Here is a 14,369-nt window from a genome sequence, read left to right as displayed (position 1 = left end):
TTGCGGCTTGGGAAGAATCAAACCCTTGTTTCTTGGTAAAAGAATATCAAGGATGATAATATTGCAGTGATAGTGATAACGCGCTACACCTATAAGATATATTGTAAAACACCTCAACATTCTCTCTGTCGAAACGTTTCATCAGGCATACATTAGAATATCGTAAATTACACAATACGCTGAGAAATTGTTTTTTGAACAGCAAAGATGCTCATGTTTCATTACTAATATATAGTCTTTTTATTGTAGGACTTAACCAGTCACGCAAAATCATTTGCTTTATAGAATTAGAATTCATGCATATTCTCGATACCTTGCACAATCTTTTTCACTAAAGCAAGATTTTTTTCTAAAAAATAATGATTTCTTTTAGAAGCTGTCGTCACAAGTTAAAAATAAAAAAGGGAAATTAAAACGAATCAGCTTATCAATCGATCCCTATTTAGAAACGACAGAAAACGTTGACCGCGCGCTGCGCGTTGGTGGTCCTGCGCTTCTGTTTGAAAATCAGAAAGGGCGCACTATGCCGATACTCTACAATCTGTTTGGTATTTCCGAACGGGTAGCGCTTAGTATGTGTCAAGATAGTATTAATACTTTAAGTAATGTAAGCAAATTCCTGACTTTTAAAAATGCCAGAACCACGCAAAAGTTTTTGCGATTTGCTGGATCAGGCTCCTCAATATTGCCAGATACTGCATACTAACAAAACGACTGCATTTTTCGCTTTGTCAAAGAGCAAATCTGACAAGGCGAAATGTGCGTATTATTGTCATGCACTGTTCCGTACCGCTTATCACCTGTTGGTTTACGATCACTCAAGAGCTAAATAAGGAACGGTAAAATCTTGGTATCTATCACAAGAAGGTGTTAAGAAAAAAATAAAATGATTATGCGCTGGCTTTTACAGCGCGGCGGTACTTGGATTTTCAAGAATGAACGTAGTAAGATACTGGTCAGTACTTGCCTGTCGCGGTTGCACTCAATGCCGATCCGGCAACAATCTTAGTCGCAGTAACGCCGATACTTGACACGTTCTCAGAACATGCTTTCGCATGCCTATTAAGCAGCAGAAACACCGAAGTAGCAAAATGCATATTTTGCGATTTGGACGTGCCGGCTAGCGCCGAAATCGTTCTAGAAGGTTACTTGGAAGCGAGCGGAACAGCGATAGAAAGATAGTATGGCGATTATGCGGGTTGCTACAATGAAACCGATATCTTCCTAGCTCCATATTACACATCGTCGTAATGCGCTATACCGTTAAACCTATACGGGTCTTCCGCCAGATGAACCGGCGGTAATAAGCGCAGCGTTTAATGAAGTCTTTATTTTAATTTTGCAAAAACAGCTTCCTGAAATCGTGAGGAAAGGTGGTCCTATCGACTGGCGGTAATAACTATTAAAAGTAACATGCCGGTTAGGCCAGGCGGGTAATGATGGAATTTGGTCTATTTCAATTCATGTATATCAAATTCATTATTGTGTGCGATCATGATATTAACGCCGTAATTGGAAAGACGCGATTTTGGCGGTGACCACCCGAATAGGGCCCTGCACGCGATACCGTCTTGATAGAGAATGTACTAATAGATTATTTGATTTTGCTTCCCAGACTTCCGGACTGGGCTCAAAATGAGCATGGATTCGGCAAATAAATGGCTGGGAGAAACGGGGTAGCTGTCCCAGAACAAGTATCCATCTTAGAGAATAATCAAAAGTTATAATATATACGACACTCATCATAATTGCGTGCAGTCATAGTTTGCACAGAAAAACTTACGGGGAACCCAGAAGGGGAGCATTCCACAGGTGAAGGTAATGATTTTAACTTAGTCTTTTTGAGAAGAGATGTTTTAAATAACCCAGCCAAAATGCCGTTGCAGTGAAACAAGATTTAAAGGCGAGGGTTGTCTATTCTGTTAATTAATGTCTGCAGTGTTTCTGTACAAATCAGGATGCCTTTTCGATATTCGATAAGGCAGTAGAAATCATTATTGAACGACGAATTATTGGTTCCAATTGCGTCTAATAAGCCCATTGCACAATGTCGTGGTTGAAACATCAGCATAGGTCTTGCACTTACCATCCCTCCTCCGGAGGAGGACGGGTAATAGTGCTTCAAACTGGATCGTCGGCAATCTTGATGCCGATTTTGCTAACTTGATGTTCGTCTTTTTCCGCGATACTCCATACAACACCTTCCGCCACGATATTATCGCCGACTACTGGTTCTCCACCTCCGAGCAAGGTCATAACAAATTGCCCAAGGGTCAGTTCACTATCCACTTCGCCGGCAAATTCCAGACCATAAATAGATGAAACATCGCGCAAGCGTGCACTGGCTTCTAGAATAAAATCCCCGAAGAAACGCTGATCTAGTGCAACGGGCGGTGATTGACTGAATAGTCTGCCAAGTACTGGGAGATCCCGCTCCCGTCCGATGACGCAAAGCACATCCCCTGCACGTAGCCTGGTATGAGCGGTCGGGTGCAACAATACGTTATCGCGAAATAAAGCGGCAATACGCGTATGAGGAGACATTGTCAGATCGCGTAGCGCTGCGCCTACACACCAATTTTCCTCTCCCAATTGATATATAAACTGCTCCCAGGGATTTTCCGGATGAATATCCATTCCCACACGGGCAATTGGTGACGCGGTCGGAGGTATAACCACTTTCGCTAGCCTAGCGGCAAAGGCGAGTGAAGTGCCCTGTAAAAGTAAAGAAATGAGAACAATAAAAAAGGCGACATTAAAATACAAACGTGCATTCTCCAGGCCTGCCATCATTGGGAATACCGCTAAAATAATCGGTACTGCTCCGCGTAGACCAACCCAGGAAAGAAAAATTCTCTCACGGGTAGTGTAGTTACGAAACGGCAGTAAACCGACAAAAATAGATAGAGGGCGAGCGATGAACATTAGCCATAGGGATAAAATAAGCGCCGGAATAGCAATTATCCACAAATCACTTGGCGTCACAAGGAGACCCAACACTAGAAACATGCAAATTTGACTGAGCCAAGCCATACCGTCAAAAGTTTGTAAAATACCATATCGGTTGCGTATCGGTCGATTGCCTAGCACAAAACCACACAAATAGACAGCCAAGATTCCGCTACCTTCTAGCGCAGTGGTTAGGGCGAAAATCATGATACCGCCACTAACCGCAAGCAAGGGATACAAGGCATTGGTTAATGTAATTCGGTTAATGATTTGCTGCAACAGCCAACCGCCGCATAAGCCTATGATCACGCCAAGACCGAACTCGCGGATAAGATGTATTAAAAACAGCCAGTCAAGGTGGGTCTGTCCGTTTTGAATCATTGCGATAAGCGTTATTGTTAGAAACACTGCCATAGGATCATTACTACCTGATTCAATTTCAAGCGTGGATGTCACGCGTTCGTTCAATCCTTTGTTTCCTAACAGGGAGAACACTGCTGCAGCATCGGTAGAACCTACAATAGCGCCGATAAGCATACCTTCAATTTTATCCAGTCCGAAAAGCCAAGCAGCGGCTATACCGGTTAGACCAGCGGTGACAATGACCCCTATCGTTGCAAGAGACAGCGATGGCCAGAGTGCAACGCGAAAGGCAGCGTCTCGCGTACGCATACCGCCATCCAATAAGATTACCGCTAGCGCCAAGTTGCTGATAAGATAGGCTATAGGATAATTATCAAATGCAATGCCACCCAATCCATCAATTCCCGCTAACATGCCAATAGCTAGAAAAATTAATAGAATAGGGATGCCAAGACGTGAGGAAAAGGCGCTGAGTAAGATACCCCCCCCCACCAATATTGAACCTATAATAAACAAATTTATAATGGCGCTGCTGTCCAAACGCGGTCTCCTTTTTATGTTCTATTTTATAACTTGCTTTTTTAGGCTATCTTGCAAAGGCGTTATGATCCGAAATTCCTATCACAATTGCCTGGCTGAAAGCGTCGGAACCTTTACCTAAAAAGAGAAGGAAGTTTATTATACTGCTCTGACGAGTCGTCTGTCAGAACCCGCGACGAGAGTGTGAGCAGCGGCAGTCTTAGTTTGGTAAATCCCTGGCTGGTACTTGATTAAAGTACCCCTTTTGCTTACAACAAAAAAGCCGTTTTTAGTATTAATCTGTTTTAAGGCGTTCAATCCCTTTTTATCGGAACGTGCTTAAAATGGCTTTTACTACTGAAAGATACTTGGTTGTCGCCTGACACCACACTGCGCTTACAGGCATGGAGAACACTGTAATAACCTGCACTTCAGCTAAGATATCATGGTTTTGATTATATTTTGTCCACTTCAGTTGCATTACTCGTATCTCTCTCCGTTGATGCGTTAGTACCACAGCCAATATTGGCGGGAAGCAAGGCGCTGTACTATTTCTAATAACACGAAAGCGTATGCAAGCATGATGTATGCACGATCGCATTGTAAAGGTAGTTATGAATACATTTTCATTCTAACAAAATTACGATAAATCGCAGGAAAACGTCAACTGTATCCGCCAGTTTGTGCTGAGCGATATAGTAAAATAAGACGTGCCGTATCTCGGATTATCTGGTCGGGTGAATACAGGCTGACGGTGTGCAGAAATGTGACTGTCAGAGGAAGAGTTGTTATAGAGTATATAGCGTATGGAGTTAATATGACTAGGATAGAAAAAGTTACTTGTTTTTATTAATCGTGCTTGCAAGCTTTCTTATTCGCGCTACAAGGCTTAGTTTATTCTATATAACTATAATAATACTGTATTAACAGCATCAAACAATTAGCCAACAAATCATTGCATAGAAATAAATTACTATCCGACGTCTGGGTGCATATCGCTTCTTGCATGACTTCTTCGTTGAGTTTCAGTACGATGAAACAATCGTCTCCAGGAATAAAAGCGCTTAGCTAGAGCCTCTTCTTACATCGGATATAGAGATCATACCTATATTAGCAGATGAAATTTAACAATAAATAAAGCAGCGTTTCTTTCTTGAGCGGCTTTGTTTATGAAGTCGCAGTCTATCTGGTAGAACCCTATCGCCTGGTTTGGCGGTTTCATTTGACATGCTTACCAAATTACCTTGTCATGCATCAATCTAATTTTGGAAACAATATAGTTTGTAAGTTAAATTTTTGATGTTAATATATAATTTTAAATTATATAGATTTATCCGCTAAGTATATGTTGCTTCGTTAATAAGTCCAAAACCCGTTATAAACGAACCATGCATCAGTTCAATACTATCAAAAACTCGTTTCGTATGCAATTGTTGCCAGCAAGACTTGTCCTTATTACATCACAGAAGATAATGGCTGCAACATTAAGCTTTATGCTATCTGCAATTGATTTTTGGATAAAAACTCTAGTCCTCGTGCAGAGAATCTCTACATCTAAATTTATTTATTTAACGAGGATATGTATTTATATACACTGAGGGAAATCTAATAGCTAATACAACTTTTGATTATCTTAAGATCATGTTTTGTGCACACTGGATAATGGCGTAATCGTTCGAAGCCGTCGTGTTTGGTGCAACCGATACGGGTATACCAATTCGTAATCGTTGGTTTCATTAGTCATAAAAAGAATCTATGATCAGCAAGTAGCTGTATTATATCCGTCGTCCCTATATCTATAGGTAATATTACTAAAATGTATAAGCGCCGTTTCTAAGAAACATCGCCGGTCAACAATTCAACGCAATGCTTATCAACGGTGAGGGGTAGTTTGAGATATCTTGGTAGTGCTTAGTATTGGCGAAGTAATATGCCTATCAGATATTACCCCCTCAACAAGCGTTTGAAGTAACGCATTATTTTTCTTTGTTAAAGGAATAAAGTAATTCTTCTTATATGCAGTGTACTACAACATGCTCGTATGCATATTACCTTGAAGGCTAACTGGCGTATCCGATAAGCGAGAATGGCGAAGAACGGCATATTTAAACATTCGTCGACAGTGCGTATCAGGGTCAGCGGATATCTTTGTAAAGTGAAGACGCACAGCCTATATCCCTATATAGCTTATATTGAGGTGATTTGATCTAGCATTTACGTACTGTCGGCGTTCCTAATAAGATATCAACGTTGCAGGCTAACTCCATTCAGGTCGATTGTCTAGACTAATATGCGGAATCTGAAGAGTTTTACCGACAGATCACGGGTGGTTTCATGATCAGGAACTGAGCTACTTGGTGTGCTGTCTTTAAACGGCAGGTGAGTGGATAGAACGAAATGAACAAAGTCAGCGCTTGAATGAACGTACAGTTGTCAAAGTTTTAAAGCGCTTCAATAATTAATTGATGGCTTGCAATTGTTAAGTATATTTTCTCATAGTGTGGTAGAGTTAGCCATTCGTTATAAACGTATACAATAAAATCAGCTTGTTTTTAAGTATTGCTACAAGGATAGATAGCAATACTCCTGTGGAGTAAAACATGAGCGATAAGATTCTCTATCTTAGTGACGATAGCTTTCAAAAGAATATAATAGAGGCTAAGGGACTATTTCTAGTCGATTTCTGGGCAGAATGGTGTGGTCCATGTAAAAGGATTGCGCCTATTCTTACAGAAATCGCTGATGAATTTGACGGCAGAATAATCATCGCTAAATTGAATACAGAAGAGAATCCAGCTACTACGATAAAGTATGGCATCCGCGGTATTCCAGCCTTGTTATTGTTCCGCGATGGTGAAGCGGTAGCCACTAAAGTTGGCGCCTTATCTAAAGGACAGTTAAAGGAGTTTCTTAACGCAAATCTGTAAGCAGTATTGCGAATCTTTTTCTGACGCTGGCGTTCAGAAATATTGCTCGTATTGAGAGCTAGACGCTTATCAAGAATCATGCTAAATTTGCACCTACTGCATTGTGATCTCGCTCGTAGTTTGAATCTGAGCTTTGTTCTTGCGGTAAGAAAATACCGAATGTGACCATCGAAGTATCAAGTGGCAAAATTTAAATTAATTTGTTGTTTGTGTCGTAACTCAGATTTATTACTTTTATACTTTAAAAAGTATATGACGAAATTGGTGTTGTGTATCTTTATTGTAGATGGTTTTAAATATAATGGTCATACGCATTGATAGGTCAATGCTACATCGTTAAGTCGTTTAACGAGACATGTACCAGATTATCATCGATATGATAATGAATAGTTTTAGATGTATTTAAAGTAGCCTTATGTTATTTAGTGTATTTTAAAAATTACTTCAAACAGGTTCCTGGCAGAGTAAACAATTGCCCATTATATACATAATAATAGCCTGTTTAACAATTTGACGATGATAGCAACAAGAAAATAAGCCCTTTCTCATATTTTAGAGCGAAAGTGTACAGACGCTACAAGAAATCATTAACACTTAATCATGTAGTAAGCACAAATAAATTCGGCAATATAGAGGCTATTGTTACAAACAGTACCAAGAATAAGTATGTTTATGGTTAAAATTTACTCAGGACATGCCAGTATCATGAGTGATTTGATCAAATCTCAGGCATACGGAGCTATCTTTGCCATTTTTTTTGCCTAAAAACAGCCAATCCTTGTCTTTAACTTATGACAACAGCTCTTAAAGAGATATAAGTTGAATTGACGTACCACATCAAGTGTCTTGATCATAAAACTAACGATACATGATAAGATCATGAGATGGAATATGACTATAAACCATTATCATCAAATCTAAGTCACGACTCATTGTTCAGCATTATTAATCTTAGTCTTCTTATTATTCATATTGCATAAGTCGCTGTTTCTCAGCCTAAGCGGTATTCAATGCTATAGACAGGCACGATTTTACGCTGCCATACCATCCACACAGTTCGAGATATATCCCGAGTTTAAGAAACTATCATTATGAACCTTACCGCATTAAAAAATACGCCGGTTTCAGAACTTGTAATCCTCGGCGAGGATATGGGGCTAGAAAACCTGGCCCGCATGCGTAAACAAGACATTATCTTTGCTATCCTCAAGCAGCATGCTAAGAGTGGCGAAGATATCTTCGGCGATGGTGTGCTGGAAATTTTGCAGGACGGATTTGGTTTTCTCCGTTCCAGCGACAGCTCCTACCTTGCAGGCCCAGATGATATCTATGTTTCTCCTAGCCAGATCAGACGCTTCAACCTACGCACCGGTGACACCATTTCAGGGAAGATTCGCCCACCAAAAGAAGGAGAGCGTTACTTTGCGCTACTAAAAGTGAACGAAGTTAACTATGATAAGCCGGAAAATGCACGCAACAAGATTTTATTTGAAAACCTAACGCCACTGCATGCTAATTCACGTTTGCGCATGGAACGCGGCAACGGCTCCACAGAAGATCTGACCGCGCGTGTTTTAGATCTAGCTTCACCTATAGGCCTTGGCCAGCGTGGGTTAATTGTGGCGCCGCCGAAAGCTGGTAAGACCATGCTGCTTCAGAATATTGCTCAAAGCATCGCTTATAACCATCTTGACTGTGTCTTAATGGTTCTGTTGATTGACGAACGTCCGGAAGAAGTAACCGAAATGCAGCGTTTGGTAAAAGGTGAAGTGATCGCTTCAACCTTTGACGAGCCGGCATCTCGCCATGTTCAGGTCGCCGAAATGGTGATTGAAAAAGCTAAACGTCTGGTTGAACATAAGAAAGACGTTATTGTCCTGCTAGATTCTATTACTCGTCTGGCGCGTGCTTATAACACTATAGTGCCTGCTTCTGGCAAGGTATTGACTGGTGGTGTGGACGCTAATGCCTTACATCGCCCTAAGCGTTTTTTCGGTGCAGCGCGCAATGTGGAAGAAGGTGGAAGCCTAACCATCATCGCTACCGCGCTTATCGATACTGGCTCTAAAATGGACGAAGTAATTTACGAAGAGTTTAAGGGAACGGGCAATATGGAACTGCACCTATCGCGTAAAATCGCCGAGAAACGCGTTTTCCCAGCGATTGATTACAATCGTTCGGGGACTCGTAAAGAAGAATTGCTCACCATTCAAGAAGAGCTACAGAAAATGTGGATCCTGCGAAAAATTATTCATCCAATGAGTGAAATCGACGCAATGGAATTCTTAATAAATAAGTTAGCGATGACAAAAACTAATGAAGAATTTTTCGTTATGATGAAACGTTCGTAAGTCACAAAACTCGTGTAACGCCACGTGAAAAGTGGCGTTTTCGTTTCTACACTTAATGGCTATTGTTACGAGTCAAAGACAGACATTGGAAAATAGGAAAAATTAATTTTGTTGGCACATTTTTAATACGACATTTCTGATCGCTATTTGGATTCATCAAAAACCCTCGCTGTTTATTAGAAAAGCAAATGCGACGGCGTCGAGAAGGACATTGTTTTAATGCAGTATCTTAGAGTTTAACAAGAGGCTCTCTCCACAGAATTTGAGACTTGGTGACCGTTGCTAAGAGCATTCCGTTTTAGCTTGTTTCGTTGAAATAAAAGCTAATCCTTATTGTTATATCGGACAGGGGCAGGTGACGCACTCTCAACAAGATGGCAATTTTCCATGGCACTTTATAGTAAGTGTCCATAAAGTTTATGACTGCCTTTACAAGCATTCTTCTGGAGTTACACACATTCACTGTTACATCTAGAATTCTTTCTTCTTGTCTCTCTAGAAATTTCTAACCCAGAGTTTTCTGGTTAAACTCGGAAGCTGTAGGACTTGACAAACCGTTTACAAGCAGAAAACTACCACCTGCTTTGAAGTTGAAAATATTTTCAAATAAAAACCTTTTTTACATATGAGGCTTAGTTATATCAGGTCTTCCTTTATTATGCATATTCCTCACTACTACCTTCAGTAGGTACCTGAATCTTGTTTCAACTTCAGTGTAGTTAGTCATTGTCCTCAGCCCAGTTGGAGATCGTGGCTAGAATATGAGGCAACATACTTATGTTGCGGAAACCAGGATAATTTTCCTAGCTTGCTGCTGTAAAATTTACTGTCTGGCGACAATATTATCGTTCTGTACATCCAGTCTGATAGGTTTAGCTGGTAATAGCTGACCGGACAAGATCTGCTGCGATAACGGGTTTTCGATCTTTTGCTGAATAGCGCGTTTCAGCGGGCGTGCCCCATAAATGGGGTCGAAGCCAAATTTGCTTATTAGCGCCAAAGCCTCGTCGCTGATAGTCATAATATAACCTCGTTCCTCCAACCGCTGATACAGACGTTGCAATTGGATCTGAACAATCTCGGCAATATATTCCCTGCTTAGCGGATGAAACACGACAACTTCATCCACACGGTTAATAAACTCCGGCCGAAAATGATGACTAACTGTATTAAGTACCAAATCCTTCATTTCCTGATAGTTTATCTGGCCGAAGCGTTCTTGGATAATATCCGATCCTAAGTTAGAGGTCATTATGACAACGGTATTACGAAAATCCACGGTGCGACCTTGGCCGTCTGTCAATCGGCCGTCATCTAATACCTGTAGAAGAATATTGAAAATATCGGGATGTGCCTTTTCGATCTCATCTAACAAAATGACTGAATAAGGACGGCGGCGCACCGCCTCAGTTAAATATCCTCCTTCTTCATAACCGACATACCCAGGAGGGGCGCCAAGCAACCGAGATATTGAATGTTTTTCCATGAATTCCGACATATCGATACGCACCATATTCTGGTCGCTATCAAACAAGAACATGGCTAATGCTTTGCACAATTCTGTTTTACCTACCCCGGTCGGTCCCAAAAACATGAAGGACCCAATAGGTCGGTTAGGATCCGCTAAACCAGCACGGCTGCGACGAATAGCATTCGAAACCGCTTCTACAGCTTCATTTTGTCCAATGACCCTCTGATGTAAATCCTGTTCCATACGCAGCAGTTTTGTTCGCTCGCTCTCTAACATACGTGCAACTGGGATGCCCGTCCAACGGGCTAACACTTCAGCAACTTCAAGGTCGGTCACGCGATTTTTCAGTAAACGCATACTTTTTCCTTCAGCTTGCGAAACCGCCGCTAGCTGTTTTTTCAGCGCGGGAATTGTACCGTACTGAAGCTCAGACATTCGCGCTAGATCCCCAACGCGTTGTGCCTGTTCTATTGAGATTTTTGCCTGTTCTAATTCCGATTTCAAATGCTGGGTGCCAGACAAAGAAGCTTTTTCCGCTTTCCATTCCTCTTCAAGTTTAGAGTAATCGCGTTCCTTTTCCGCTAATTCGTTATTAAGCATCGCTAATCGCTTTAAACTGGCGTCATCTGATTCTTTCATCAGCGCTTGCTTTTCTAACTTCAATTGAATAATTCGACGATCTAACCGGTCAAGTTCTTCAGGTTTAGAATTGATCTGCATACAAATGCTGGATGCGGCTTCATCGATAAGATCAATAGCTTTATCAGGCAATTGCCTGTCGGCAATATATCGATTGGAGAGTGTCGCGGCGGCAACAATAGCCGGATCAGTAATCTGCACATGATGATGCAGTTCGTAACGCTCTTTTAAACCACGTAAAATAGCGATGGTATTCTCTATATCCGGCTCAGAAACAAATACCTTCTGGAAACGCCGCTCTAGCGCGGCATCCTTCTCGATAAACTTGCGATACTCATCAAGCGTTGTTGCACCAACGCAGTGCAGTTCGCCGCGAGCCAACGCAGGTTTGAGCATGTTACCAGCGTCTATCGCACCATCGGCTTTACCGGTGCCCACCATAGTATGCAACTCATCGATAAATAAGATGACATTGCTTTTTTGTTTAGACAAATCGTTTAAAACGCCTTTCAGGCGCTCTTCAAATTCACCGCGATATTTTGCGCCCGCCACAAGCGAGCTCATATCCAGTGATAATACCTGGTTATTCTTTAAGCCTTCGGGGATTCCTCCATTGACGATGCGTTGCGCTAGCCCTTCAACAATAGCGGTTTTACCCACTCCTGGTTTGCCGATAAGGACCGGATTATTTTTAGTGCGCCTCTGGAGCACCTGGATGGTACGGCGAATTTCTTCATCACGCCCGATAACAGGATCTAGCTTTCCCTGTGTGGCAAGCTCGGTCAGGTTAATTGTAAATTTTTTCAGCGCCTGACGTTGATCTTCAGCATTCTGAAAATTCACCTGCGTACCACTGCGCATCTGCTCAATAGCCTTGGTAATAGATGCTTTTGTAGCGCCCGCCGAACTCAGTAGCCCGGATAAAGTGCCGCGCGACTCTAGCGATGCAAGAATGAAGAGTTCGGAGGAGATAAAACTGTCTGTGCGTTTTTGTGCTAGTTTGTCGCACAAGTTTAGTGTACGCACAAGATCCAGAGAAGGCTGAACGTCGTTGTCGGTACCTTCTACTTGCGGTAAACGCTCACAGGCCTGTTCTACCGCGTTGATAAACGTAATCACATTAACTCCGGCAGATTGTAACAGCGAACGTACGGTACCCCCCTCTTGCTTTAGTAGTGCCGCCATAACGTGTAAAGGTTCGATAAATTGGTTATCGCGCCCAAGAGCCAACGACTGGGCGTCGGCGAGGGCAAGCTGGAATTTATTAGTAAGACGATCCAGACGCATAACTTCTCCCATATTGGCCAAAACCACTACCCTTAAGATCAGATGAGGTCGTTAATTTAAAATTCAAGGACTTCTTACCAAGAAGCTAAAAGATCATCGCTATCCATCATAGGTACTATTGTCACAAGATCTTAGCCCAGATTGCTACAAATCGAGTCTGGATGTAGAACGGAGAACATTCTTTTTACAAATTAAGTCGCCATTCTTCACAACTGCTTAATCTTTAAGCAATCAACAACATAATTCTGCAAAGATCATTGTCGAACTGCCGATACTGCTTTCTATGTCGTTTCTTTAATAATTAAATCACTGTTGTAATCTTTGTCGGCTAGCAAATCATCTATAATTAACTTATTAAGCCAGTTTGTAACAGATTATATACTCAGCATCGGCACCGACATTGACGTTTTTTTAAGTGGCATGCGTGTGTTCGACGACTAAAATTTGTTGTTAGGTTCCATTTCGTAACGCACATTCTATTTAGTAAGCCTGATGTTATCTCTTTGTAATAAGGCGCATGACTTTTAACACAATGTCGGGATCGTAATCTTAACGCTATACTGTAGGTTATGTTTGAAAACGTTCTAGTTTCCTCGCTATCGAGGCGCTCAATCAGACATATTACCGGTATTACGATGCACAGTGCTACACTGGTACTATTGCAAGTTTCCGATAGTATCGAGCTTAAATACTTGCAGTCATTATCTATTATACAATAGACGAATAATGGTTTATTCGTCTATATCTACAGAAACAATTAATATTGTTAAACAAATTTATAACTTTTACGTGACTGATGTATAACCCATTAATAAGGCCTTGTCAGGCTCAAGTAATCATCTAGTCAGCTATAACTCAGCGGATAACACGCCATCACTTGAATTGACGTATAAACTTTTTTATTTATCATTGCAAGAAAGCTTCCAGTGTGCGTCATGGCACACGCGCTAAACGTCCGAAATAAAAAACCGGTCAGGGGTCACCAACCGGTATAATATGGGTAGAATCACTGTTCTGACTAGTATGTTTCACATACGCAAGGCGATTAATTATAGCCTGTTTATGTGCGAGGACAGATATTGAGCTACCCCTTCCGAGGAAGTCTCTATCCCTTCCTGTCCTTTTTCCCATTGTGCTGGACAGACTTCACCGTGTTTTTCGTAGAATTGCAGCGCGTCGACCATACGCATCATTTCATCGAAATTACGGCCTAGTGGTAAATCATTAACAACCTGATGGCGAACGATTCCGTTTTTATCGATTAAGAACGAACCGCGAAGCGCAACGCCAGAGTCAGGGTGCTCAATGCCGTAAGCTTGAATAATTTCGCGTTTGATATCCGCGACCATGGGATACTGAACCGGTCCGATACCGCCTTTATCGGTAGGCACCTTCCTCCAGGCGCTGTGTACAAACTCAGAATCAAAAGACACACCGATGATTTTAACACCGCGCTTCTGGAATTTAGCATAGCGTTTGTCACACGCAATCAACTCAGACGGGCAGACGAAGGTGAAATCCATCGGCCAGAAGAAAATGACTGCCGGTTCACCCTGGATATGCGATGTGAGATTAAAATCATTAACAATTTCACCGTTGCCGAGCACAGCGGCAGCCGTAAAATCAGGGGCTTGACGAGTAACCAGAACCATATTAACTCCTGTAAAGTAGCAATTGAAAATTGATAGGGTTTATATCAATTCCATTATAAAACCTTACTGGGAATAAAGTCACATGAACCACGTGGTTTAATGGATTATGCCTATAAAAAAAATCTTGCTAATCATGCCTCGTTAATCACGTTATTCGATTAACCAATTGTATCGCAGTGCCTCACCAGAGCGCAAAGGCACTTAGTTCTTC

7 protein-coding genes are annotated in these 14,369 nt (G+C 41.6%); 4 read left to right on the top strand and 3 right to left on the bottom strand.

Annotation, left to right across the window (positions count from 1 at the left end):
• The first annotated feature begins 376 nt into the window (after window positions 1–376).
• Both A4A68_RS03670 and A4A68_RS03665 read left to right on the top strand, forming a co-directional pair.
• On the top strand, window positions 377–706 hold the full coding sequence (locus A4A68_RS03670) for a UbiD family decarboxylase domain-containing protein (protein ID WP_320409010.1): 330 nt from the start codon (window positions 377–379) through the stop codon (window positions 704–706).
• Between the two features lie 257 nt (window positions 707–963).
• Window positions 964–1,182 carry a UbiD family decarboxylase domain-containing protein gene (locus A4A68_RS03665; RefSeq protein ID WP_231938061.1) on the top strand — a complete coding sequence of 73 codons (219 nt, stop codon included), beginning with the start codon at window positions 964–966 and terminating at the stop codon, window positions 1,180–1,182.
• A gap of 939 nt (window positions 1,183–2,121) precedes the next feature.
• On the opposite strand, the gene A4A68_RS01160 is transcribed toward A4A68_RS03665, so the two are convergent.
• Complete coding sequence (locus A4A68_RS01160) at window positions 2,122–3,852, bottom strand: potassium/proton antiporter (protein ID WP_067565640.1); 1,731 nt, start codon at window positions 3,850–3,852, stop codon at window positions 2,122–2,124.
• Window positions 3,853–6,431: 2,579 nt separating this feature from the next.
• Between A4A68_RS01160 and trxA the strand changes: the two genes are divergently transcribed.
• Both trxA and rho read left to right on the top strand, forming a co-directional pair.
• Window positions 6,432–6,758 carry a thioredoxin TrxA gene (gene trxA / locus A4A68_RS01155; protein ID WP_067565637.1) on the top strand — a complete coding sequence of 109 codons (327 nt, stop codon included), beginning with the start codon at window positions 6,432–6,434 and terminating at the stop codon, window positions 6,756–6,758.
• Between the two features lie 1,091 nt (window positions 6,759–7,849).
• Entirely contained in the window at window positions 7,850–9,109 is a 1,260-nt protein-coding gene (gene rho, locus A4A68_RS01150) for a transcription termination factor Rho (protein WP_067565634.1), read from the top strand.
• Between the two features lie 823 nt (window positions 9,110–9,932).
• Here the strand turns inward: rho and clpB are convergent.
• A complete protein-coding gene (gene clpB / locus A4A68_RS01145) occupies window positions 9,933–12,506 on the bottom strand; it encodes an ATP-dependent chaperone ClpB (protein ID WP_067566533.1) in 2,574 nt (857 codons plus the stop codon).
• 1,049 nt (window positions 12,507–13,555) lie between these two features.
• Window positions 13,556–14,158: a peroxiredoxin C gene (locus A4A68_RS01140; protein ID WP_067565631.1), complete on the bottom strand. Its 603-nt coding sequence runs from the start codon at window positions 14,156–14,158 to the stop codon at window positions 13,556–13,558.
• Window positions 14,159–14,369: the final 211 nt, after the last annotated feature.

The organism is Candidatus Doolittlea endobia, from assembly GCF_900039485.1.
Lineage (GTDB): Bacteria > Pseudomonadota > Gammaproteobacteria > Enterobacterales > Enterobacteriaceae > Doolittlea > Doolittlea endobia.
Note: the sequence above shows the minus strand (reverse complement) of the source record. Positions and strands in the feature narration are given on the sequence as shown.